The following is a 26797-nucleotide window of genomic DNA, read 5'->3' as shown; positions in this document are numbered from 1 at the left end:
TCATGAACCAATTATTTAAATTAAAATCTTATGGCATAGGAACCCAGCGCCGTTTTTACGGAAAAACAAATAATACACTAGAAACACCAGATTTCTTAGATTCTTTGCGTGAATCTTTTGACTGGTTTTTAAGCACTGGAATTGCACAAGCATTTGATAAAATTTTTCCAATTGTTTCGTCAAACGGTAAATTGGAAATTAAATTTCGTCCTGATTCAATTAGAGTTGAAAAACCTGAAAATGAATATTTAGCAATTCGTGAAGCTAAAATTAAAGGTAAAACTTATGCTGCTAGAGTTTATGTTACTTTAGTTAAAATTCAAGTTGAAGATGGTGAAATGGAAGAACAAGAAATTTTACTTTCTGAATTTCCATTTATGACCCAAGGCGGAACTTTTATTATAAATGGCTTTGAAAAAGTTATTGTTTCACAATTAATTCGTTCACCTGGTGTTTGTTTTCGTGAAAATGTTCGAAATCGTCAAGCTGATGACCTTTTTAATAAGGTCGAAATTATTCCGCAACTTGGTTCATGAATGGAAATTTTCCACAAAGTTACTGGAAACCAAGTTGACACAGTTAAGTTTCGTGTTGATAAACATAAAAACATCCCTTTAATGGCGTTTTTAAAAAGTCTTGGTTTTACAAACGAAACAATTCGTAAGTATTTTGGAAATTCACCAGAATTACAAGAATCAATTCGCCGTCACAAAATCGACTCAATTGATGAAAATCTTGAGTCAATTTATCGCATTATTCGTAAAGATGACCGTGTTACTGAAGATGGTCTAAAAAACCTAATTCCTTCAATTATTTTCAATGAAAGACGTTATAATCTTTCAGCAACAGGTCGTTACATGTTAAATTCAAAGTTGAATTTAATTGATCGAATTTCTCAGACTTATCTTGCAGAAGATTTAGTAAATAAAGAAGGCGAAATTTTATACCAAAAAGGACTTTACATTAGTCGTTCAATTGCTATTGAAATTCAGGAAAAATTTAATAACTCTGAGTTTGAACTGTCCACAATTGAAGGTGTAGATTCAACTATTTATGCTCGCCAATTACAAATTAGCCGTAATGAACGTCTAGGCGAAAGAATTTATGTTGCCATTGTAAAAGTTTGACCAAACAAAAAAGCGATGATTCAAGAAACTGAACCTGTAAGCGTAATTGCAACAGATCCAAGTTTGACCGAAACCACTTTAGTTTTATCAGATATAATCGCAATTGTTTCATATTACTTTAATTTACTACACAATTTAGGGAAAAATGACGATCCTGATTCATTAATTAATAAAAGAATCGTTAGTGTTGGTGAACTTTTACAAAATCAGTTTTTAATTGCCCTTACTAAAATTGAAAAAAACAGTAAGGAGAGAATTTCTTCAAAATCTGATTTATCACAGCTAACTGTAAAATCAATTATCAATAACAAACCAATTTATAATCAGTTTAAAAATTTCTTTAACTCCTCAAAGTTATCACAATTTATGGATCAAATTAATCCTTTAGGAGAAACAGCCAACAAAAGACGGGTAACTTCACTTGGTCCAGGTGGTTTAAATCGTGATACCGCCCAATTTGAGGTTCGGGATGTTCATGCAACTCATTATGGTCGTATTTGTCCTGTTGAGACTCCTGAAGGGCAAAATATCGGTCTAATTCTTAACTTTTCAGTTTTTTCACGCACAAATAAATACGGTTTTATAATGACTCCTTATTATAAAGTCACAAACCGTGTTGTTGATTTTAGCAAAGTTCACTGACTAACTGCAGCTGAAGAATTTGGTCTTAGTTTTGCTCAGTCTTCAATCGAAATTGATGAAAATAACAAAATTATTGCTGACAAATTAACTGTTCGTAAAAATCAGACATATCTTGTTCTTGATGCAAATCAAGTCGATTATATCGACGTTTCTTCAATGCAAATGACATCAATTTCGGCTTCAGCAATTCCTTTCTTGGAAAATAACGATGCTAACCGTGCACTTATGGGTTCAAACATGCAACGTCAAGCCGTTCCATTAATCAAACCAGAGGCACCACTAGTTGCAACAGGAATTGAGGCAGATATTGCCCGTTTTTCAGCAACAAATATTCGCGCCCTTGAAGATGGAAAAGTTATTTTTGTTGATGCAAAAAAAATCGTTGTTAATTCCGAAAATTCAACAAAAACCTATTTTTTACGGGCTTTTGAAAAATCAAACCAAGAAACATTAATTTTACAAAAACCAACTGTAAAAGTCGGTGACTTTGTTAAAAAAGGTCAACTAATTTGCGATGGTCCGTCCACCGAAAATGGCGAATTGGCACTTGGTAAAAATGTGCTTGTTGCTTTTAGTACTTGATATGGCTACAACTACGAAGATGCGATCATAATTAGTGAAAAGCTCGTAAAAGACGACGTTTTTACTTCAATTCACATTCAAGAACAGACAATAAAGTTTCGTTCATCTAAGGCAGGAAATGACATTCTAACCGCTGAAGTGCCAAATGCTTCGGCCAGATCACGTGCTCATCTTGATGCAAACGGGATTGTAATTGTTGGTTCAGAAGTTGATACTGGTGATATTTTAGTCGGAAGAACCTCGCCAAAAGGAGAAGACAACCCAACAGCCGAAGAAAAATTAATGGCTGCAATTTGAGGTAAAAAAGCATTAGCACAAAAAGATACTTCACTCCGAGTAAAAAACGGCGAAGGTGGAACTGTAATTGATGTCCAAATTCTTTCACGTGATCAAGGTGATAATCTTGAAGAAGGTGTTGGAATGCTGGTCAAAATTTTGATCGCCCAAAAAAGAAAAATAAAAGTGGGCGACAAAATGGCTGGACGCCACGGAAATAAAGGTGTTGTTTCTGTTGTTCTTCCAGTTGAAGACATGCCATTTTTAGAAGACGGAACACCAATTGACATTGTTTTAAATCCCCAAGGTGTGCCATCACGTATGAATATCGGTCAAGTTTTAGAACTTCATCTTGGTATGGCGGCCAAAAAACTTGATACAAAATTTGTTACCCCAGTTTTTGATGGTATCAAAATTGACACCATTCAAGATTTATTCAAAGAAGCTAACATTCCTCAGTCAGGAAAATTTAAATTAATTGACGGAATTACAGGTCAACCTTTTGAAAATCCAGTTTCAGTTGGCTACATGTACATGCTTAAATTGCAACATATGGTTGATGATAAAATGCATGCAAGATCAATTGGTCCTTATTCTTTAACAACTCAACAGCCCTTAGGTGGAAAATCACAAAACGGTGGACAAAGATTCGGGGAAATGGAAACTTGAGCTCTTGAATCATTTGGAGCTGCCTCTGTTTTATCAGAACTTTTAACCTATAAATCTGATAATATTCAAGGTCGAAATTTACTTTATAATAATATAATTTCCGGTGGACAAATTCCGCGCCCAGGAACACCTGAGTCATTCAATGTTTTGGCTTACGAACTTCGTGGACTTTTAATTAAATTGGAAGTTCACAAACGAGATCTATTTGATGAACCAGAAGTTGAGACAACAAATAATCTTGAATTTGCCGAAATTCCATCTGAAATTATTGACGAATATAATGATGAATTTCCTGGTGAAGGACGTCGTCAAATTGACTACAACGACGATCAGTATGACTTTGATGAAGAAAACATCGATTTTGACTAATTGAGGGAATAATTAACTTTTTAACTAAAAGCAAATTATGCCTATTTTTAAAGGAGAATTTAAAAAATGAACACAAAGGTTTCTCGCCAGTATGCAAAAATTTACGAAAATTCAATCGAAAAAATTTCCCTTGCACTTGCAACCCCTCAAGATGTCCTTGACTGATCTCGCGGTGAAGTAACCCGTCCTGAGACAATAAATTATAAAACTTTCAAACCAGAAAGAGGCGGACTTTTTGATGAGCTAATTTTTGGTCCACTTGTTGATTTTAAATGTTCAATTTGTGGGCGAAAATACCGTAAAGCTAACGAAAATCAACTATGTATTGCCACAAAAGAGTGCCAAATTTCAAAATCACAAATAATGTCCAAATTATCCCGTCGTTATGCAATGGGTCATATTGCGCTTAATACACCGATTTTGCACTTTTGATTTTTCAAAATCGATCACTCGATTGTTGCAAAACTTTTAGGACTAAAAGTTTATGAAGGTGATAAATTAACTTCCAATATTTCAAAAACAGCCTTAGAACAACTTATTTATTATAAGTCTCACATTGTTCTTGAAACTGGTGGTCTAAAATCATTGCAAAAAAATAAAATAATTGACATTTCAGAAGCTGGTTTAATTTACAAAAATGCACTTGTAGAAATTCTTGAAACTTATCAGCCTGGTACTGATGAATATGAAGCAGTCGCCGAAGCTCTTTCTGAATTAACCGATCTTGCCTCAAGCAAAATAGGTCGTGAATACGGGATAGATTATTACGAACTTAATGAAGTAATTCAAGAATTTTCAGATGCCCGAATTGCAACCGGAACTGAAGCAATTGAGTACTTGTTAGACAAATTAGACTTACAAGCTGAAAAAAAACAAGTTGAAGCTGAACTTGCAGTTTTACAAAAACAATCTCACCAAAACAAAAAAGTTGTTATAAAAAACCAAAAGCGCGACAAACTCTATAAAAGATTGCAAGTAATTAACGCTTTTATTAATTCAGGCCAAGATCCTAAATCAATGATTATTAAAAATCTTCCGGTAATTCCGGCTGATTTAAGACCACTGGTTCAACTTGATGGTTCTCGTCATTCAACAAGTGATTGCAATGAACTTTATCGTCGAATTATAATTCGAAACAACCGTCTAAAAAGATGAAAAGAAGCCGAAGCACCTGTAATTATCATTCAAAATGAGATGAGAATGCTTCAAGAAGCAATTGATGCTTTGATTGACAATCAGAAAAAAACAACTAACCAAGTAACAACAAAAGAAAACCGTCCGCTTAAGTCAATTTCTGATTCACTTACTGGAAAAAAAGGAAGATTTCGTCAAAACTTACTTGGAAAACGTGTTGACTATTCAGGTCGTTCTGTTATTGTTGTTGGTCCAAAACTAAAAATGCACCAAGCTGGTCTGCCTCGAAAAATGGCCGCTGTTCTTTTTGAACCTTGAATTATCCGTAATTTAATTCAAGAAAAAAAAGTTGGTTCAATTAAGTCAGCGCGTAAAATGATTGAAGAAGAAAATCCAATTATTTGGCCTCATGTTGCAAAAGTTATTAAAACTAGACCGATAATTCTTAACCGTGCCCCAACCTTGCACCGACTTTCAATTCAAGCTTTTGAACCAGTTTTAGTTCGAGCAAAAGCAATCCAACTTCATCCCTTAGTTACTGCCGGATTTAATGCTGACTTTGACGGTGACCAAATGGCCGTACACATTCCAATTTCACCTGAAGCTGTTCGTGAAACTAGAGAATTAATGTTTGCTGATAAAAACATTTTAGGTCCAAAAGATGGTGAGCCAATCGTTAATCCTTCGCAAGACATGGTGCTTGGACTTTATTATTTATCTCAAGAAAAAGCTGGCGCAAAAGGTGAAGGATCATTCTTTTCATCTTATGATGAAATGCTAAAAGCCTATGAATTTCGATCTGTAGAACTTCATGCAAGAGTTGTTTTACCTTTTGAGTCAGTCAAACCTTTGGTTGGAAAAAATTCACGCGGACACATAATTTCAACAGTTGGTAAATTTATTTTAAATAATATTTTCCCCGAAAATTTCCCATTTATTTTTGACCACAATGTTGATGAATTAGAACTAAATTATCCTCGTCAAATTAAAAAATATGTCTTGCCTTATGGTACAAATTTCCGTGATTACATTCAAAATTTAGAAATTAATGAACCTTTAAACAAAAAGGCAATTGCTAAAATTGTAAGACAAATTTTTGACACATATGACGGAGTTCTTGCAAAAGAAGATATTGCCAATGTTATTGACCAGTTAGACTTTGAAAATTATCATGACTGTATTTTAATTTACGAAAAACTTCGTGATTACAAAGGGGAAAAATTACCAATTTCTCACCTTGCAAAACTTTCTGAATTTACAATTTTTGAGTTTAGTCAGTTATTTAAACGTCAACAACAAGCTGGAAGAGCCGAAATTTACCGTGTTTTTGAAGATCACGAAAAAGTTGACCTTCTCGAAAAAATTTGATTTAAATACAACAACATGGTTTCTTCAATTCTTGATAAAATTAAAGATCTTGGATTTCATTATTCAACCATTTCAGGAACCTCAATTGCAATTAGTGACATTAAAGTCGCACCTAAAAAACACGAATTTATTGCTGAAGGTGAAAAATATATTAGTCAACTTAATAATTTTTTCAATCAAGGACTAATCACTGATGATGAAAGATATGTTCTAGCGATTGCAAAATGAACCCAAATTAAGAACGAAATTCAAGACGACCTTAATGAGTCAATCGTAAATGAAGCACACAACTCGCTGGTAATGATGATGAAATCTGGAGCTAGAGGTAATATTTCTAACTTCGTTCAACTTGCCGGAATGCGTGGTTTGATGGCTAACAACGTTAAAGCACTAAAGGTCGATGCTGAAAATGAACGTGTTGTTCGTTCAATTGTTGAAGTTCCAGTTAAATCATCATTTGTTGAAGGTCTAACTTCATTTGAATTTTACTCTTCAACTCACGGAGCTAGAAAAGGTCTAACCGATACAGCGCTTAACACTGCAAAATCAGGTTACCTAACCCGAAGACTCGTCGATGTTGCCCAAAACATTGTTGTTGCAGCGGATGACTGTTTTTCAGATTTTGGCTTTGTTGTCAAAGATATAATTGACACTAAAACTAATACAATAATAGTTCCTTTAATTGAAAGAATCGAAGGTCGCTTTTTAAATAAAGATGTCTATGATTCAAAAGGAAATAAAATTGCTAGCGGCGGACAACTTGTTAATCTCCAAATTGCAAAACAAATCGCAAATGCTGGTGTTAAAAAAGTGGAAATTCGTTCAATTTTGTCCTGTCATATCAAAAATAGTGTCTGCAAAAAATGTTACGGAAAAGATTTGGCAACAAACCGTTTAGTTTCAATTGGTGAGGCTGTCGGAATTATTGCTGCTCAGTCAATCGGTGAACCGGGAACTCAATTAACGATGAGAACTTTCCACACCGGAGGGGTTGCTAACGTTGAAGATATTACAGGTGGATTTACTCGTCTAATTGAGTTAATCGACTCTCACGAGCATCCTTGAGGACGGCCAGCAAAAATTTCACCTTATTATGGAACAATCACCAAAATTTCTGATCTGTCAGAAAAAAACGCCACAAGCAAAGGACTTTTAATTACAATTGACTATAAAAATGCTCAAGGTGAAAAAGCCGAACATATGGTCCGTGTTGAGCAAAATCAGAAACTTCGAGTTCAAGTTGGTGACAAAGTTATTCCAGGTCAAAAACTAGTTGAAGGACCAATTATTCTAAAAGAATTATTGGCAATTTCTGATGCTAGAACACTACAAAATTATCTGCTAAAAGAAATTCAAAGAATTTACCGTATGCAAGGAATAACTATTTCTGATAAATATATTGAAATTATTATTCGCCAAATGTTGTCAAAAATTCAAATTACTGACAGTGGAGACTCAAATTTCTTTATTGGATCAATTGTTGATATTTGTGACTATCAAGATGTTAATGGTCAATTAATTTCTGAAGGAAAAAATCCTGCTTTTGGAAACATAATAGTTAAAGGTGCTAAACAAATTCCGTTACTTTCAAACTCATTTTTAGCCGCAGCCAGTTATCAAGAAACATCCAAAATTCTTGTTCATTCAGTCATCTCATCACAAGCTGACAAATTAGAAGGACTTAAAGAAAACATAATTGTCGGCCACAAAATTCCTGCTGGTACTAATTCAAATTATGAACCTAAGTCCAAATTTGATATTCGTGATCCATTCAGTTTTTTCATGAAAACTTCACGTTAAAAGTTTATGAACACTGAAGATATAGCTAAAAATTACCACTTTTGCCAACAAATAATCTCCAAAACTTGCTCTGATTTGGAGATTATTTTTAATTTAATTATTAGTAAAAAAATTCAATTTATTTATTTAGTTGGTCCGTATGGCTCAGGAAAAACTGATTTTACAAAAAAATTTGCACGAAAAATTGGAATAAAAGACAAAATTATTTCCCCGTCATTTAATTTTATGTTTGCCTACGAGAATTTAGTTCATATTGATCTTGATAATTTCTCGTCAAAATTGGATGAATTTCAGGATTATTTTGAGCAAAATTTTGTTGTAATTGAATGAGCAAACAAACTTGAGGAATTTTCTCAAAACTCAATTTTAATTAATTTTGAGATAATTGACGCAGATTCAAGAAAAATCAAATTTTGCTGAAACTAAAACAAAAAAGCCTATAAATTTATAGGTTTTTTTTTAATTTTTTGTCAATAATTTAACTCACTTTTCCTAAATTTGACAGTTTGATGGCAAAAATTCACTTTTTAGTGAATTAAATATGCAAAAATACCGCTAAATCCAACGTTTTTTGACGCTAAATTCTTAATTTTTATTATTTTGAAATTAAGAATTTGCAAAAAAAAAAAAAAAAAATGTTTGCTCAAAAATAAAATTATGTTATAATAAACTTCACCTAAGAATAAATTAATAAATTTGATATTAGAATTAAGGAGGAATTGGTTATGTTTTTGTCATAAAAAAATCAGATAGTGCGAATTATCCATTATATTTTTAAATATGATGGGATGCCTTAAATTTACCCGTTTAGAAATCTTTAAATTTAGGGCTTTTGGTTATTGCTCTTTCAAAACTTCATATGTTTTTTTAGGCTCGATGCAAATAAAAACGAGTTTTCTATTTGCATTGAGTTTAAATAGTAGTTGTATTTTTTTATGATTTTTCTTATTTTATCCATAAATTGATTTTTGCAATGTTTTAGCTAAAAAAGGTCGTTTAAATATTTTATAATTTTGCTTTTTTAGTTAAAATTTTAGCTTTTTGTTAATAATTTAATTCACTTTTGGCTGAGGTTATTTTGGCTTAAAACTTGTTTTCAACTTTTAGGTTTGAGCTTAATTTCAATTTTTGAATTAACAATTAAAAGATAAAAATTTAATTTTTCAAGGAACATTTTTGTCAAAAAGACAATAAAAAATGCAAAAAGAAAAATAATTGTTAAAAATGGGAAATTTCAAGGTCATTTTCCTAGTTCGCCAATGGTTGGTTGTCCATCTTTCCCCATATAAAATCAATTTCCGTTTCAGGCTATTTTTAGTCGATTATCGCCTTGGTTTTCAATTACTTTTTCAATTATTCAACTTAGAAAAAAAGTAAAACTTGCCATTAAAAAAGTAAATAATATCGATTTTCAGAAACTTTTTATATCTAATTTTGAATTTTTACCATTAATAAATGCTAAAAAAAATGGTAAAACCAAACTTAAAAGATGGCTAAAAATAAACTCTCAAAAAAAGTAATTATCAGGCGCTCAATTTATACCTAAATTTTTAGTTTTTGCCAAATTCATTAGTTCAGATTCAGTAACATTTTGGTCAACTTTTATTCCTTGAAATTCAATGTCATCGATAACAATTCCCGCATCAAAGCCAATTTGTGGAAAAGATAAAGCTAAAATTGAGCCCAAAAAACCGGGAATTACTATGTATTTTGCCCAATTTGTCCTATTAAAAATCATTAAAGAGGCACAAATTAAAACAATAAGTCGACACAAATGTAGCGGCAGATATTCTCATTTATAGATATAATCATTAATTTCCAGTAAAATTGTTCGACTAATATATGAAAAAAATCAAATCAAAACACCAATGAAAACAAACCAATTTTTTACTCTATAAAATAAACTAACCTTAAATTGAATTTCGTTCTTGTGAACGTACCATGTTTCCAAATTTTTACGGAAAAAATACAATACAAGAACGCTTAGAAGACCTAAAATTAGCCCAATATAAACTATAAAAAAATATGAATTTGCATCTAAATCACTTTTTCTTCAATCAAAATAAAACATTTTATTTTTTTAATTTCCATTAAAATAGATTTTAACTGTTTTTAATTAAAATTTTAGATTTTTTGGTATAATTATATAATTATAATTAAATTTCTATAAATTTTAATTAACTAAATTTAAAAAGAAAAAGCAAAAATGAAATGATAATAAAATTGCGAATTGCTATTTTTTCAATAATCTGACTATTTAAAATACGTAAAATACGCTCTGTTTGGAAAAAATATTATAAAAAAAAAGTCGAACTTTCTCCTCAATATAGAAGCGATTTGGTTTTAAGTTACTCAAAGTTTATTTTAAAATTATTTGGCATAAAAATTAAAGTTTTTGGTTACGAAAATTTATCCAAAAATGCATCGATCTTAATTTCTAATCAAAATCAGTTTTCTGACCATTTTGCATTATTTTCAGCACTTGAAAACCCATCAAAAGCTGAAGAAGATTTTAACCCAATTGTTAGTTTTTTTCTTGAAAAAAAGCGTTATTCCCGTAAAAATAAATGAATTTTTGGCTCACTTGACTCACAGTTTTTAGCTGAAAATGAGCAAGAAAATTTAAAAAAGTTTCAAAATTTTTTAAAATCAATCCGTGAAAAACGTGCTTATGGAGTTATTTTTGCAAAAGAGAACTTGCACGACACAGAGTTAAATTTTCCAATTGAAATTTTTGAAACTATAAAAGAATCAGGTCTTGCAATTGTTCCTGTTTCAATTAAGGTAGTTAAAAAAAATATAGACAAAAATCAGACTAAAAAATTTAAAAATATCGAAATTTTCTTTCATAAGCCAATAAAACCGGGTGCTGTTATTTCGCAAACAAGTAAATCCTTGAGTTTAGCCACAAAAAAAACTATTATTGATTTCTACAAAGGTGGAAAATAATGGATTACGATATAAAACTAGCTAATTTTTCGGGACCTTTAGAATTACTTTTAGATTTAGTAAAATCAAAAAACATTAATATTTTAGATATTGACCTTGTTGATTTAGCAACTCAATATGTAAAAATAATTCAAATTTTAAAAGAAAAAAATATTCAAATTGTAGGTGAATATTTAGTTATTGCTTCTACTTTGGTTCATTTAAAATCAAAAATTTTACTTTTGCCAAGTAAGGAAGAAAAATTAAAACCTGAAGATGAAAAAGATCGACTTGAATTTTTAGCTTTATTATATGACTATCAACAAATCAAAAATATTGCAAATATGTTAAAAGAACAGCAAGAGCACCGTAATGATTATTTTGAAAAAAATACCTCAGATTATAGTGATTTTCGCAGACCTCCGGATCCAAGTCAGCTTGATGGACACTCGTCAGTGCATAATTTATATAAAGTGTTAAAATTAATGTTTGACAGAACAAAAGCTAAAAATCTTATTAAAATTAAAACCCAACAAGTCCAAGTGACAGCTGATGAGCAAAGTTTATGATTAAAAAATCTGTTAAAAAATGAAAATGAAATTGATTTTGAATACTTATTTTCACTTCCGACAATGAAACATTTTGTTATCACCATGATTTCAATGCTCGAAATGGCAAAAAAACAACTTCTACATTTAAAACAGGAACAACAGTTCTCAAAAATATCAATTTTCCGTGGGGGTTATGATGAAAACTAGAATTATTGAGGCAATTTTGTATCTTCAGGGCGAAAAAGGAGTTTCTTCTCAACAACTTCAAAGCGCACTTAAATTATCAAAAATTAACGAGGCTCGCAAACTTTTAAAAGATTTTTCAGTCGAATTTAACCGTCAAAAAAGAGGTATAATTGTTGTTGAATTTGCTGATATTTTCAAATTTGTTACCGCAAAAGATTTAAAACCTTTTATTATTGACTTTGTTGGAAATGAAAAAAAATATCGTCTTAGTAATGCAGCAATCGAGGTTGCTGCTATAATTGCCTATAAACAACCTGTTACAAGAAGTGTTATTGCCCAAATTCGTGGTGGAATTAATTCTGATTATATTGTAGGTTCGCTGTTAGCAAAAGGAATAATTGAGGAGTTGGGAACAGCTCCAAGCCCCGGAAATCCTACACTTTATGGTGTAACTTCGAGGTTTTTTGACTATTTCAAACTAAGATCGGCCAAAGATTTACCTAAGTTTAAAGAATTTGATTTATTAGACATTATTGAAGACCCAGGCCAAAGTGAAAATTTTGATCTTTTTTCTTCTCAACGAGAAACTGAATAAAATTTTATGAAATATTTAGCAATTAATCGCGATGTTGACCTAGAAAACCAAAAGTTGATTTTTTTTAACTATGATTCTCCTCTTGAATTAAGTAATTCTAAAATTATCGGCTTTGTTGGAAATAAACCTAATTCAATAAATGAAAACTATATTTTTAGTTTAGCATCAACTATTTCTGATCTTGTTAAAGAAAAAAACTATAAGAAAATTTTAATTAATAGTAGTTCCAACAACTTTGGGATAGCTTTTGCATCAATTTTTTACAACGCTTTAGCCTCCGATTCTAACAAAGAAATCTTAATTTTTGAGGAAAAATTTGGATATTCCCAAAGTTTAGCCCGTCATTATTTTATAAATAATGATTTTGATTTTTTCATAAATATTGAAGTTAATTTGTCAAATAAAAATTTAAATCTAACAGTTTTAAGCTTTTATAAAAAAAACTTAACACTTTTAACACCTGAAGAAGAAAGAAAAATAAACAAAACTGAGCAAAAACCATTTTTTTATAGAAATTCGCAAATTTATTTAACGCCAAAATTTCAAATTAATTCAGATCATATTTTGAAATTTTACAATTATTTTGATTTAAATTTTTACAAATTAGAAAATTTCTACCAGTTTTATGATTCAGAGTCAATTTTTTTAACTAATTTTTTAAAAGATCATTTTGATACTGAAAAAAGTAAATTTTTACCAATAAAAAAGAGTTTTCCGATTGAAAAAATTACAAGGCAAGTTAGTGATAATTCAATAATTTGAAAAAAAATCACAACAAGCGCTAAAATTAAGACAAATGTAATTTTCTGACTCAAAAAAAACAAAATTATAGCTGCTGTGCGCAAAAATTTTAACTTTAATATTATAAAAGATAATGATTTTCAGTTGTTAGTACTTGATTTTCTTGAAAGAAATTGAAAAAATGGCAAATATTTTTTGATAAGCCATCAAGCTAATAATTACATCTCTGAGTTTATTGAGCAGAAATTTGGTGCTAAAATCGCAAAATTTTGTGAATATAATGAGAATTCAGAAACTGAATTACTTAAAATTCGAGAAAAAACTAGTGATGAAGTTGTTGTTATAACATCAAAAAGCGTTCATTTTGTCCCTAAAGTTTCTGAAAATTCAATTAAATACGGAATCAGCACTCAATTTTCTATTCTTTGGTATGTCAAAATTTTTGAATTTTACACCCAAAAAAATTTAAATATATTTGAAATTATCCAAAAGATGAAAAATGAGTTGAATTTTGTTTTCCAATATAAGTACCGAATGAAGGCAACTCCATCAACTTTTGATAAAATTGTAAACTTGCTTGTAAATGAAAGTGATGCTCAATTTCGTCCACAAGGATACAATATTTCAAATTCAGATTCAGGAAAACATTCAATAAAATTAAAAGTTAATTTGCAAAATAACGATTTTTACACATTAATTTACTTTAAACCAAAACAAGAATTAACACTCTACACAAATTTTTTATCAAAAAATCACACCGAAAAAGAAGCAGTTTTTTTGGAAAACCTTCTTATTGATAAAATTAAACTTGCAAATAAAAATCTAGTGTCATCAAAAAACAATAAAACGAAAAATTTTCTTAAATTTGGGATTTTTATAACAACTATTGTCGTAATTTTAGTTATTTTATTTTATAATTTCTACAACTCTAGTTTTGCAGACGGCTCGCCTACAAAAATTTTTGTTAAATTTTATCAATTTTTTTTCGAATCTCGGGTAAACAGATTAGTTCTTATTGGTGCAATTGCTCATTTTTTATTTTGAAATTTAACCTCAACCTTACAATTACGACGAATTTTTAAACATCAAAAGGTAGAAACGAGATTTAGACACCTTTTTGTTGCTAGTTTTATTGCCACTTTTATGCAATTTTCTACACCTTTTTCATTTGGTGGTGAAATAAGTTATTATTGATATTTGCAAAAAAAGAAATATCCATTGAAAAATATCAGCGCAACCCTGACATATAATGCCCTAATTCATCAGGTTTTTAATTTATTTGTGAGTTTGATTTTAATTCCAGTTGGCTTTATTTACTATCGTGATCTTTTTATTCTAGATTCTTGGGAAAAAATCATCTTCTTTGCTTGACTTGTTGCTAATATTTTTTTAAATGTCCTAGTTTTATTAATAATTATAATTATTTCTGTTTGAAAAAAATTGCAATATTTGTTGATTAAATTATTTGTTTCACTTTTAAATCTCAATTTTTTAAAAAAAATTGAGGACAGACAGCGATTAGAATATCGCTTTCAATTTCTAATTGATAATTTCAAAAACCATTTTATGCAAGTTTTGTCTAATAAAAAACTGCTTACAAAAATACTTTTATTTTACAAATTCCCAGTTTTTTTCATAAATTTCTCTTTTGTAATTTTAATTATCACTTTAAAAGAACAAGGTTTAGATCTAAGTACTATTAATTTTCACGATTATCTCAAATTTATATCAGGATTTACACTTTTACAAATTTCAAACAACCTCTCGCCTTCTCCAGGTGGGGTAGGTTCGGCTGATTTAATAACAAAATTAATTTTCAGAAGTTTCTTTGATGAAGCAAACTCTTTAAATTTAGATATTTTTAACTTTACTAATAGAATTTATACTTGATTTTTACCTTATTTATTATCGGCGATTGGAATTTTGACTGTTTGAGTAGGTGAAAAAAGAGTTGATCGCTACAAAGAAATCCAAAACACGATGCAAGAAAACTTAGTTTTGAATTACAAACTAAAAAAACAGGATAGTCATTTCTTTTTTTATGCTTTATTTTTTTGAGCATTTGTTTCTATCGGGATTGTAATTTTTGTTTTTGCGATTTAAGTTTTAGCTCAATTTGTGCAGCTTTTGCTATCATGGCCCCATTATCAGTGCAAAATTCCCTTTTTGGAATAACAATTTTATAATTTTTTTCATATTCTTTAAATAATGCTCTGATTCCAGAATTAGCTGCAACGCCGCCAACTAAAGTTAGGGTTTTTATATTTTTATTGTTATTTAAAACAAAATCAAGCTGTCTTTTTAAATATTTTATTATTGTTTCTTGAAAAGAAATAGCAATTTTTTGGACATTTTTTAAATCAAGTTCATTTTGTTGCTTTATTTGGTTAGTAAAATTTATAACTTGAGTTTTTAGTCCGCTAAAAGAAAAATCCAAAGGATTTACAAGCCTTTTTGGCAAACTGAAATTAATTAACTCGCCAATATTTTGTCGATTTTGTTGTCAAATTTGGTCAATTTTAGGCCCGCCTGGTAATCCTAAGCCTAAATTTCTGCCAATTTTATCATAAATTTCACCCAGAGCATCATCAACTGTTGAGCCAATAATTTCAAGTTCACTCTCGTTTTTAGCCAAAATTCATTGACTATGACCCCCAGAAATTAATAGTGAAAGTGCTGGAAAAACAATTTCATCATCAATATTTGCCGACCAAAAATGTCCTAAAAGGTGGTTGATTGGAATCAAAGGCTTATTAAAATAAAGACTTAACGCACTAGCAAATAAAAATCCTATTTTCAAAGGTCCTAATAATCCGGGATTATTTGTGTAGGCAATAGCATCAATCGAGGAAAAATCAACGCCTTTTTGCAATAATTTTTCTAAAATTATTGCCAAATTTCGCGAATGCTCGCGAGCAGCAAGTTCTGGAATTGTACCACCAAATTTTTGGTGAAATTCAATTTGGCTAATTGTTAAAATTATTTCAACTTTTTCATCACATAAAAGAGCAACAGATGCATCATCATGAGAGGTTTCAATACCTAAAATTTTCATTTTTCTGCCTTTTATTTTTTTTATTTTATTATATAATATTTTGTGGTATAATTATAAAAATATGGGCCAGTACTCAAGAGGCTGAAGAGGACGCACTGCTAACGCGTTAGGGGAGTGAAATCCCGCGCAGGTTCAAATCCTGTCTGGCCCGCCAATATACTTTCGTTTGTTTTAAACCATGATACATTAAAAAATACTTTATTTTTATTGCCTCCTTTTTTGTTCTTGCTCTTATATTTTGTCTTCTAAATTTATATATTAAATTATTTTTTTATGTCTTCAATCGTGTTTAACCCTCCTTTCTAAATTTTATTTTATAAGTTATATTTATTTTTGTGTAAAAGCAAAATTCATAATTTTATGTTTTTAATGCATGTTTAAAATCTCCTTTCTTTATTGTTATTTGTAAATTACATTTATTTTTGCGTAAAAGCAAAATTCATTATTTTAGTCTCTCGTCGTAAATCTCAATAAAAAATCTCTATAAAAAAAAGGCAAATTCTCATTTGCCTTTTTTAATTATTTGAAATAAAATAATTATCTATTTTCCTAAGTTTCCAGTTTGATGGCGAAAATTCACTTTTTACTGAATACAAATATGCAAAAATACGGCTAAACCCGTGTTTTTTGACACTAAAATCTTAATTTTTATTATTTTGAAATTAGCCTTTTGTAAAAAAAAAAAAAAAAATGCTTGGTTTAAAAAAATTTTAGGTTATAATTAGTCTCACTTAAGAATAAATTAATAAATTTTGATATTGAATTAAGGAGGAATTAGTTATGTTTTTGTCATAAAAAAATCAGAAAATGCGAATTTTCCATTATATTTTTTAATGTAATGGAATGCCTTAAATTTGACCGTTTAGAAATCTACAAATTTATGGCTTTTAATTATTGTTCTTTCAAAACTTCATATATTTTTTTAGGCTCGATGTAAGTAAAAACGAGTTTTCTATTTGCATTGAGTTTAAATAGTAGTTGTATTTTCTTATGATTTTTGTTAGTGTTTTGAACTAAAAAAGTAGTTTAAAATTTCATAATTTTGGTTTTTAAGTCAAAATTTTAGCTTTTTTAGTTTGATTAATAAGTAGATTTTTCTTTCCTGAGTGTTAGATTTAAAATTCAGTGTTTTTGCCTTGATATTATTTTTTCTGAGTTTGCCAAAAAAATTAAAAAAGCACCTAAAACTTTTTTAAAATTATCTCATCAAACTGCCAAACTCTGTATAAAAAAATCTCAATAAAAAAAAGGCAAATTCTCATTTGCCTTTTTCAATTGTTTGAATAAAATAATTATCTATTTTTGAATAAAGTATCTGATAACTCTAACGAATTGTGCAACAAATGAAGATTCATTATCGTATCAAGTGTATAGTTTATATAATCTTTTACCATCAACTTCAACAAATTTTGTTAAGGTTGCATCAAAAACTGAACCATGTGTGTCTCCAATAATGTCACTAGAAACAATAGGTTCGTCACAATAAGCAAAAGATTCGCTTTCATATTTTTTAATTGCTTTATTAAGTTCTTCAATTGAAGGGGATGCTTTTAATTCAACACTTAAATCAACAAAAGAACCTGTAATTACCGGCACTCTTATGGCAATTCCGTCTAATTTTCCAGTTAAGGAAGGCACAACAAGACCGATAGCTTTTGCAGCACCAGTTGAAGAAGGTACTAAATTAACAGCAGCAGCACGTGCTCTTCTTAAGTCTCTATGTGGAGCATCTTGAAGTCTTTGGTCGGCAGTATAAGCATGAACTGTTGTCATAAATCCATGGCTTATTCCAAATTCTTTATCAAGCGCATTTACAAGCGGAGCAAGCGCATTTGTTGTACATGATGCTGAAGATAAAATTTTATCATTTTCATCAACAGTGTGGCAGTTAACGTTATGAACGATAGTTTTTACATCATTTCCAGCAGGAGCAGAAACTAGGACTTTTTTTGCACCAGCATCAAGGTGTAAAGTAGCCCCTGCTTTTGATGCAAAAAGTCCTGTACATTCAAGAACTAAATCAATTTCTAGTTGTCCTCAAGGCAACATTTTAGGGTCTCTTTCTGAAAAAACCCGAATTTTTTTGTCATTGATTACAAGATAATTTTTGTCATCTTCTTTTAAAAAGGTAACACTTCCAGGAAATCTTCCTTGGGCAGAGTCGTATTTAAAAAGGTGAGCTAAAACAGATGCATCAGTTAGATCATTAATTGCAACAACCTCTAAATTTTCATCTTTAACATCTAGAAGTTGGCGAAGTGCTAATCTACCGATTCTTCCAAAGCCGTTAATTGCAATTTTTTTCATTATATTCCTCATTTCATTGATTTTTTTAGTCTAATTTTTCTAAAAAAATTGACTAAAATTTTTTTTATAGTAAATTTTACCACTTTATTAGCAGTTTACTTTAAAATTTCAATTATTATTTTATTTTTGTATAAAATTTTTAGTATAAAACCCAGAAAGGCTTATATGACTTATTCAGTTGAGAAACTTAAACTTTTAAAAGGACTTGAAGCTGTAAAAAAACGACCTGGAATGTATATAGGTTCTACGGACATTAACGGACTTCATCAATTAATCTGAGAAATTTTTGATAATGCAGTTGATGAAGTAATTGCTGGTTTTGCAAATGAAATTAAAGTGGTAATAAATGCTGATAATTCAGTTGAAATTAGCGATAATGGTCGCGGAATTCCGACTGAAATTCATAAAAAGACCGGTAAAACTGGTGTTGAATTAGTTTTTACAGAACTTCATTCAGGAGCTAAATTTTCTGATGAAATTTATAAAACTGCCGGCGGACTCCACGGAGTTGGCTCATCAGTCGTGAATGCATTATCTAAAAAAATGGAAGTTTTTGTTTGTCGTAACCAAAAAATGTTTTATACATCTTTTATTAATGGTGGAAAAATTGAAAATAGAACCCATGAATTAGGTCCTAGCAAAATTAGTGGCACAAAAATAGTATTTTTGCCTGATTTTTCATTTTTTTCTCACAAGGAATATGATCCTGACATGATAATTTCAAGGTTGCAGGAAACTTGTTTTTTAGTTAAAAATTTAAGAATCGAGTTTGTTGATCTAAAAAACGGTATTGAAAAAACTTTTCAATTTAGTAAGGGGATTGAAAATTTTGTTGAATTTTTAAACAAGGACAGCCAAAAAATTCATGACAAAATTATCGCTTTTAAAGAAAAAAGTCAAGATATCATAGTAGAATTTGCATTTCAATATGTTGATTCCCAACAGGAAAATATTATCTCATTTGTTAATAATGTAAAAACAAATTTGGGAGGAAGTCATGAAAATGGCCTAAAAGCTGGTATCGTAAAAGCAATTAATACTTATGGTCAACAAAATAATTTGCTGAAAAATAAGCAAATTTTTGACTTTAATGATGTAAAAGTTGGACTTTCCTTAATTTTATCGCTGCGAATTCCTGAGCCAATTTTGGAATTTGTCGGACAAACTAAAAATAAATTAGCAACAGTCTTGGCAAAAACAGTCACTGAAGAGGTTGTTTTTAGAAATTTAATGCCCTTTTTTATTCAAAATAAAGAAACAACTCAAAAAATTATTACTTTTTTACTAAATGTTTATCAGCAAAAAGAAAAGTTAAAATTAAGTCTAACAGAAACAAAAATTTCTAAGTCAGTGGCAAAAGAAAAAAGGATATTATCAGGAAAATTAACTCCCGCTAATTCAAAAAAAGCTATGAATCGCGAGCTTTTTTTAGTTGAAGGTGAATCAGCCGGTGGCTCAGCAAAACTTGCGCGAAATCGTGAATTTCAAGCAATTTTACCGCTCAAAGGTAAAATTGTAAATTCTCAAAAAACCCGTTTGATCGAGGTTTTAAAAAATGAAGAAATTATTGCCATTATTAGCGCTTTAGGAACTGGAATTGGTCAGAATTTTAACCTTAAAAACTTAAATTATGGCAAAATAATTATTATGACTGATGCTGATAATGACGGTGCTCACATTCAAATTTTAATTTTGACCTTTTTGTTTTATCATATGCGTCCCTTGATTGAAAATGGTTTTGTTTATATTGCCCAACCGCCTTTGTACCGAATTAGTGAAAAAAATAAAAAAGACATTTATATTTGAGATGAAAAAGAATTCCATGAATATGTAAAAAAACACCCTAATGCTCAAATTCAACGTTATAAAGGTCTTGGTGAAATGAATGCTTCTCAACTTTGACAGACAACAATGGATCCTGAAAAACGAATTTTAGAAAAAGTTTTAATCGAAAACCTTGAAAAAGTTGAGGAAAATTTCCGCATTTTAATGGGAGAAAGAGCTGATTTGCGTAAAAATTGAATTCAAGAAAATGTTGACTTTTCACTTGAAGACAGTTTTATTGACAATTTAAAGGAGCCAGTCTATGAGTAAAAATTTAGATTTAATCATTAACTCCAAGTTAGATCAAATTTTGGCTGAAAAATTTACGCGCTACTCAAAATATATAATTCAAAACAGAGCAATTCCAGATGTTCGCGACGGACTAAAACCTGTTCAGAGAAGAATTCTCTATTCAATGTGGCAGCTTGGTCTAAAAAATACTAAAAATTACAAAAAATCAGCCAGAGTTGTTGGAGATGTAATCGGTAAATTTCACCCTCATGGAGATTCATCGATTTATGATGCGCTAGTTCGGCTGTCTCAAGAGTGAAAAATTAACATTCCACTTGTAGAAATGCACGGAAATAAAGGCTCAATTGATGATGATCCTCCTGCTGCAATGAGGTATACCGAAGTTAGACTAGCCCAAATTAGTGAACATTTGCTTGAATTATTATCAAAAAATGTCGTAAATTTCTGCCCTAATTTTGATGACAGTGAAAAAGAGCCCACAATTTTGCCAGCAATTTTTCCTAACTTGCTAATTAACGGTGCAATCGGAATTGCAAGTGGTTTTGCAACAGAAATACCTCCTCATAATTTAGTTGAAGTAATCCAAGCTGTAATTTTAATGATCAAAAATCCTTTAATTACAAACGGTCAAATTTCTAAAGTTATTTTAGGTCCTGATTTTCCCACAGGCGGAATAGTTTATGGAAAAGCCGGAATTTTAGATGCTTTTGAAACCGGAAAAGGAAAAATTCAAATTTCATCATCATACAAAATTTCTGAAAAAAACAAGCAAAAAGTGATCGAAATTTCTTCTATTCCTTTTGGAATTTCAAAAGCTAGCTTGATTCAGCAAATCGACACAATCCGATTTGAAGAAAAAATTAGCGGAATTAAAGAGGTAATTGATCAATCTGATCAAAATGGTGTGCTTATTTTTGTTGAACTTGAAAAAGATGCAAACGCCGAATTAATTCTTAATTATTTGCTGCAAAAAACAGATATGCAAATCTATTATTCCTATAATTCCGTAGCAATTTGTAATAATTCGCCAAAATTACTGTCAATTAAAGAAATGATTGGTTATTTTCTTGATCATTTAAGAAAAGTTAAACTAGGCGAATTTAATTACGAACTTTTTAAAAGCAAAAAAAGACTTGAAATTATAGAAGGTTTTTTAAAAGTTGCCGATATAACTAACGAAGTAATTGAAATTATCCGTAAATCTGATAATTCAAAAGCGGGTGTAATTGCTGATTTAGTTAAATATTTAAATTTTACCGAAGTTCAAGCTGAAGCAATTGCTTCAATGCGTTTGTATAGATTATCTAAAATTGAACAACAGTCATTTTTAAATGAGTCTAAAACTTTAGCCCAAAACATTGAAGAATTTAAAAAACTTATTGAAAATAAAGAAGAATTTGATCTTCATTTAATTTCTATGCTAGAAAATTTTGCTAAGATTTATGGTTCTCCACGAAAAACTAAAATAGTTGACAAAGAATTGCAAGTAAAAATCAACCATCAAGATTTAATTAAGGATGAACAGTTTTATTTTTGAGTTTCTAAGAACGGCCTTTTTAAAAAAATGAATATAAAAAATCATGCAGTTGAGGAAATTGAAAAAATTCAATTACCTTCAGAAGATTTTTTTATTTTTCAAGGTAAAATAAATCAACGTCAAAAAGGACTTTTTTTAACAAATAAAGGTGATGTTGGCATGTTGTTAGCTCATCAACTTGAAGAATTAACGCTAAAAAATAACCCAAATAACTTAAAAATTTCTCTTGGTCTTAAAAATGATCACGAATTAATTAATTCTTTTTTTCTTGATGACCTAGATTCTAATCATTTTTTGCTTTTTATAACTAAATTTGGTTATGCAAAAAGAATGCAACTAAAAGAAATAGCAAAAATTAGACCAAATAATATGATAAATTGCTTTAAACCCAAGGAAGGCGATGAATTAATTAGCATTTTTTTAGAAGATAAATTAAAAAATATCGTTTTAATCACATCACAAAATCGCGCACTAAAAATAAGCGCTTCAGATGTTCCGATTTATGGGCGTATTTCCTCAGGAGTAAAAATTTTAAAACTTCAAAAAAATGAAAAAATTGTTGCATCTGTTTTAATTAATTCTTCTGAAGAAATTGCGGTTATTGATAATTATTCGCGTTTTGAAAAAATTTCGACAGAAAGTCTACATTTTGGTAATAGATCAATTGCTCCCAAAAGCTTTGAAACAAAACTGGATTTTTCTATAATTCCAAAAAGTGTCGAAATTTATAGTGAAAATTTGCAAGTTTTTGATTTTGACACCACTTTAAAAATTGTTCCAGTCCAAAAATTTATCAATTTTGCCCCTAATCCTAAAAAAAATTATAAATTATTTTTAACAAGTGATAAGAAAAATGAAAATTCACCAAATTTTATTGATCAAAATCAAGCAAATTCTAGTAAGATTTTAAAGACTAAACTTCAAGAAATAAGTGAAATTGACATAAATTCCATTCTTGAAAAGATTGAAAAGGAATAAACAATGGATAAAAATTTCTATAAAAATTCGCTCAATATATTTACCACAGATTTTTCAATGAAAGCTAATTTGCCTCAGAAGGACAAATTTTTTACTGAATTTTGAAAAAAAGAAGACATTTACCAAAATCTTTTAAAGAAAAATATTAATAATCCAAGATTTATTCTTCATGATGGGCCACCTTATGCAAATGGCGACATTCATATCGGCCATGCTCTTAATAAGGTTTTAAAAGATATAATAGTTCGATATAAATCAATGTCTGGTTTTTATTCACCTTTTGTCCCAGGCTGAGATACTCACGGTCTTCCAATTGAAAATAAAATTATTAACCAAATTGAGTCAAAATCGACATTAGAAATTCGCCAAAAAGCTAATGATTTTGCTAATTCGCAAATTTTAGTTCAAAAAAAACAGTTTGAAAAACTAAATTTATTAACAGATTTTAGCCAAATTTATCAAACAAATGACCCAGCTTATGAAGCAAAGCAACTCAAATTATTTAAAAAAATCGCTGAAAAAGGTCTAATTTATCGCGCTTTAAAGCCAATTTATTGGTCTCCTTCAAGTCAAAGTGCCCTAGCTGAAGCCGAAATTGAATATATGAATCACCGGTCTCCTTCTATTTTTGTTGCTTTTTATGTTAAAAATGGCAACAATTTTGTAAAAAGTGGCGATAAAATTATTATTTGAACAACAACCCCTTGGACACTAATTGCAAATTCAGGGGTTGCTGTTGGTTTAAATTTTGACTATGTTAGAGTAAAAGTTGGATCAAATTTTTACATTTTAGCAGAAAAATTATTACAAACATTAGCCTCAAGTTTTGACTGAAATTCTTATGAAATTATTGACACATTTTTAGGAAAAAACCTTGTAAATCTCCAGTATTTTCACCCTATTTTTAACAAGGTTTGCCCTATAGTTTCAGGTCACCATGTTACTTTGGATGCTGGTTCGGGTCTTGTTCATCTTGCGCCACTTTTTGGTGAGGATGACTACTGGATTGGTCGAGAAAATGATCTTGAAATGGTTATGCACGTTGAAGATGATGGAAAATTTAATGAAAAAGCAGGACAATTTTCTGGTCAATTTTATGATTCAGCAAATAAATCAATAAGCGAATATCTCAAAGAAAAACAATCACTTTTAAAATTAAATTTTATCACCCACTCATTCCCTCATGATTGACGAACATTAAAACCCGTAATTTATCGCGGCACACCTCAGTGATTTGTTTCTGTTGAAAAAATTAAAAAAGAGCTTGAAACAGCGATAAATGAAATTGAATTTCCTGAAAAATGGCTCAAAAACCGCTTAACAAAAATGATAATTGACAGAAAGGACTGACTAATTTCACGCCAGAGAAGTTGAGGAATCCCGTTAATTATTTTTTATGATCAAAATAAAAATCCCGTCTTAGATAAGCCAGAAATTTTTGACCATATAATTTCACAAGTTCAGGAATTTGGTTCTTCAATATGATACCAAAAAACAGCTGACGAACTTTTGCCTCCTAAATATCAAAATTTAGGTTGAACAAAAGAAAACGATATTTTGGATGTCTGATTTGATTCGGGCGTTAGTTTTCTTGCCGCAAATATTAACAACGAAAAACCTCCTTTTGATATTTATTTAGAAGGATCTGACCAATATCGCGGCTGATTTAATTCATCTTTAATAAATTCGGTGATATATTTTGGTTTTTCACCTTATAAAAAATTACTGTCTCATGGTTTTGTTGTTGATTCAAAAGGGAACAAAATGTCAAAATCAAAGGGAAATGGAGTTGACCCGCTTGTAATTTTGAACAAGTACGGTTGTGATATTTTTCGACTTTGAGTTGCAAATAGCGAATATTACAACGACATTGTTTATTCAGAGTCAATTTTTGAACAAAATGTTGAAATTTATCGTAAAATTCGCAACACAGTTCGATTTTTAATTACAAATTTAGCAGATTTTGAACCAAAACAATATGAATTAGAGGAAGTTGACCTATTTATATATAATAAAATTCAAAAGCTAAAAAATGAAATAATTCAGTATTATGATGAATATCGCTTTGTCCGTGTTGTAAAAATAATTAATAATTTTATAATTGAATTTTCTAATTTTTATCTGTCAATTGTTAAGGATATTTTGTATGCAGATTCAAAAAATTCAGTAAAAAGACGCTCAATTCAATACGTTTTTTATGAATTTTTATTGGTTTTAAATATTGCAATTGCGCCAATTATGCCAACAACAGCCGAAGAAATTTATCAATTTGTTCAAAAAAGTGACAAACAAACATCAATCCACCTGGAAAATTTCTTTAAAAAGTCTAATTTTGATTCAAAATTAGATGAAAAATGAACTGAATTTTTTGATGTTAAAAATTCTGTTTATCAACTAATTGAGCAAAAAATTCAATCAAAAGAAATAAATCGTTCAAATGAAATTGCAGTTGTTTTAGATTCTAATTCCTCAAATTTTCTAAAATCACTTGATCTTGTGAAATTATTAATGGTTGCAAAAGTCGAATTTAAGGATGAAATAAGCATTTATAATCTTAATTGACCTAAATGTCCAAGATGTTGAAATCATTTTGAAAAAATTCAGGATGTTTGTGACCGTTGTTTTGAGGTTTTGAATGAAAACAAAAAATAATGCCATTATTAAATATATTAATTCAAAATATATTAAAATCGGCAAAAAACGTTTAATAATAAACATTTTGATTGCTTTTTTGGTTATTCTCATTACTCTATTAATTGATCAACTATCAAAAAATTTAGTTTTTACCTGAGAAGAGTATCGAGAATCAACCGATAAAGGCTTTGTCAAAAGTATTTCATGAGGTTTTATTGGTTTTCGCCCACTTTTGCATCGAGGTGTAACTTCGGGAATTAATAACATTATTGGCTTTACAGGTATTCATATTTTTGCCTTTTTATTAAGCTTAATACTTTTGATTTTGATTCCTTTTTCAAGAAAATACTCCTTGACAATTTTTATGGCCATATTATTAGGTGGGAATTGAGGTAACGAAATTGACCGAATTTTGGACGATAATCACGTAAAAGACTTGCTTTTTCTGCCATTTGTAAGCTCAAGTGGGACATTTAATTTTGCAGATATTTTTATTTTTGTTGGCCCCATTGGAATTTTTATTATCTCTCTTTATGATCAAGCCGGGCCTTGAATTTTAAAAAGACTAAAAAATAAAATCTTTAAGAAAAAAAATAAAAATTAAAAAAAGCGCTGTAAATTACAGCATTTTTTAATAAATAAGACTAATAATTTGTTAAAACACCTGAGTTTGTCAGTTTGACGGCAAAATTAACTTTTTAGCGAATATAAATATGAAAAAATACCCGTAAATCCGGGTTTTTTACGTTAAAATCTTAATTTTTATAGTTTTGAAAATAACCTTTTGCAAAAAAAGAAAAAAATGTTTGGTCTAAAATAAAATTATGTTATAATAAATCTCACTAAGAATAAATTAATAAATTTTGATATTGAATTAAGGGGGAATTAGTTATGTTTTTTCCATAAAAAAAATCAGGAAATGCGAATTATCCATTATATTTTTAGATATGATGGAATGCCTTAAATTTGACCGTTTAGAAATCTACAAATTTATGGCTTTTGATTATTGTTCTTTCAAAACTTCATATATTTTTTTAGGCTCGATGTAAATAAAAACGAGTTTTCTATTTGCATTGAGTTTAAATAGTAGTTGTATTTTTTTATGATTTTTGTTGTTTTATCATAAATTGATTTTTACCAGTGTTTTAACTAAAAAGTAGTTTAAATATTTTATAATTTTGCTTTTTAGTTAAAATTTTAGCTTTTTTAGTTTGCTTTATTTGATTAATAAGTTGATTTTTC

14 protein-coding genes and 1 tRNA gene are annotated in these 26797 nt (G+C 29.5%); 12 read left to right on the top strand and 3 right to left on the bottom strand.

The window, feature by feature from the left end; translation table 4 throughout:
• Positions 1 to 2 precede the first annotated feature (2 nt).
• From U3G01_RS03510 to tsaE, 3 genes are all read left to right on the top strand, one after another.
• Entirely contained in the window at positions 3 to 3665 is a 3663-nt protein-coding gene (locus U3G01_RS03510; protein WP_255030946.1) for a DNA-directed RNA polymerase subunit beta, read from the top strand.
• Between the two features lie 66 nt (positions 3666 to 3731).
• Entirely contained in the window at positions 3732 to 7967 is a 4236-nt protein-coding gene (locus U3G01_RS03505; RefSeq protein WP_255030943.1) for a DNA-directed RNA polymerase subunit beta', read from the top strand.
• Between the two features lie 6 nt (positions 7968 to 7973).
• On the top strand, positions 7974 to 8393 hold the full coding sequence (gene tsaE / locus U3G01_RS03500; protein ID WP_010320968.1) for a tRNA (adenosine(37)-N6)-threonylcarbamoyltransferase complex ATPase subunit type 1 TsaE: 420 nt from the start codon (positions 7974 to 7976) through the stop codon (positions 8391 to 8393).
• Between the two features lie 607 nt (positions 8394 to 9000).
• On the opposite strand, the gene U3G01_RS03495 is transcribed toward tsaE, so the two are convergent.
• Positions 9001 to 10038, bottom strand: a complete 1038-nt coding sequence (locus U3G01_RS03495; protein ID WP_255030938.1) for a YwaF family protein — start codon at positions 10036 to 10038, stop codon at positions 9001 to 9003.
• A gap of 140 nt (positions 10039 to 10178) precedes the next feature.
• On the opposite strand from U3G01_RS03495, the gene U3G01_RS03490 reads away from it, so the two are divergent.
• The 4 genes from U3G01_RS03490 to U3G01_RS03475 are packed head-to-tail and all read left to right on the top strand — an operon-like array spanning position 10179 to position 15071.
• Positions 10179 to 10916, top strand: a complete 738-nt coding sequence (locus tag U3G01_RS03490) for a 1-acyl-sn-glycerol-3-phosphate acyltransferase (RefSeq protein ID WP_255030937.1) — start codon at positions 10179 to 10181, stop codon at positions 10914 to 10916.
• Positions 10916 to 11653 carry a segregation/condensation protein A gene (locus U3G01_RS03485; RefSeq protein WP_255030936.1) on the top strand — a complete coding sequence of 246 codons (738 nt, stop codon included), beginning with the start codon at positions 10916 to 10918 and terminating at the stop codon, positions 11651 to 11653. Before U3G01_RS03490 ends, U3G01_RS03485 begins: the two co-directional genes overlap by 1 nt.
• Entirely contained in the window at positions 11643 to 12227 is a 585-nt protein-coding gene (gene scpB, locus U3G01_RS03480) for an SMC-Scp complex subunit ScpB (RefSeq protein ID WP_010320964.1), read from the top strand. Before U3G01_RS03485 ends, scpB begins: the two co-directional genes overlap by 11 nt.
• Positions 12228 to 12233: 6 nt before the next feature.
• Positions 12234 to 15071, top strand: a complete 2838-nt coding sequence (locus tag U3G01_RS03475) for a lysylphosphatidylglycerol synthase transmembrane domain-containing protein (protein ID WP_255030930.1) — start codon at positions 12234 to 12236, stop codon at positions 15069 to 15071.
• Here U3G01_RS03475 and tsaD read toward each other — a convergent pair.
• Positions 15037 to 16023 carry a tRNA (adenosine(37)-N6)-threonylcarbamoyltransferase complex transferase subunit TsaD gene (gene tsaD / locus U3G01_RS03470; RefSeq protein ID WP_255030929.1) on the bottom strand — a complete coding sequence of 329 codons (987 nt, stop codon included), beginning with the start codon at positions 16021 to 16023 and terminating at the stop codon, positions 15037 to 15039. The genes U3G01_RS03475 and tsaD overlap by 35 nt on opposite strands.
• A gap of 63 nt (positions 16024 to 16086) precedes the next feature.
• Here tsaD and U3G01_RS03465 point away from each other — a divergent pair.
• Positions 16087 to 16177 (top strand) — tRNA-Ser (locus U3G01_RS03465).
• Positions 16178 to 17319: 1142 nt separating this feature from the next.
• On the opposite strand, the gene gap is transcribed toward U3G01_RS03465, so the two are convergent.
• Entirely contained in the window at positions 17320 to 18330 is a 1011-nt protein-coding gene (gene gap, locus U3G01_RS03460; protein ID WP_069098444.1) for a type I glyceraldehyde-3-phosphate dehydrogenase, read from the bottom strand.
• 165 nt (positions 18331 to 18495) lie between these two features.
• Here gap and U3G01_RS03455 point away from each other — a divergent pair, with 165 nt between their 5' ends.
• Genes U3G01_RS03455 through U3G01_RS03440 form a run of 4 tightly spaced genes read left to right on the top strand, consistent with a single transcriptional unit; the run spans position 18496 to position 26159 of the window.
• Positions 18496 to 20424 (top strand): DNA gyrase/topoisomerase IV subunit B, encoded by a 1929-nt coding sequence (locus U3G01_RS03455; RefSeq protein ID WP_255030928.1) that lies wholly within the window; start codon positions 18496 to 18498, stop codon positions 20422 to 20424.
• Positions 20417 to 22921, top strand: a complete 2505-nt coding sequence (locus tag U3G01_RS03450) for a DNA topoisomerase (ATP-hydrolyzing) (protein ID WP_255030927.1) — start codon at positions 20417 to 20419, stop codon at positions 22919 to 22921. Before U3G01_RS03455 ends, U3G01_RS03450 begins: the two co-directional genes overlap by 8 nt.
• Positions 22922 to 22924: 3 nt before the next feature.
• A complete protein-coding gene (ileS, locus tag U3G01_RS03445; RefSeq protein ID WP_255030926.1) occupies positions 22925 to 25573 on the top strand; it encodes an isoleucine--tRNA ligase in 2649 nt (882 codons plus the stop codon).
• Complete coding sequence (locus U3G01_RS03440) at positions 25557 to 26159, top strand: signal peptidase II (protein WP_010320957.1); 603 nt, start codon at positions 25557 to 25559, stop codon at positions 26157 to 26159. Before ileS ends, U3G01_RS03440 begins: the two co-directional genes overlap by 17 nt.
• The last annotated feature ends 638 nt before the right edge of the window (positions 26160 to 26797 follow it).

This window comes from Mesomycoplasma ovipneumoniae (genome assembly GCF_035918255.1).
Classification (GTDB): domain Bacteria; phylum Bacillota_I; class Bacilli_A; order Mycoplasmatales; family Metamycoplasmataceae; genus Mesomycoplasma; species Mesomycoplasma ovipneumoniae_A.
This window is presented reverse-complemented; position numbering and strand designations above follow the sequence as displayed.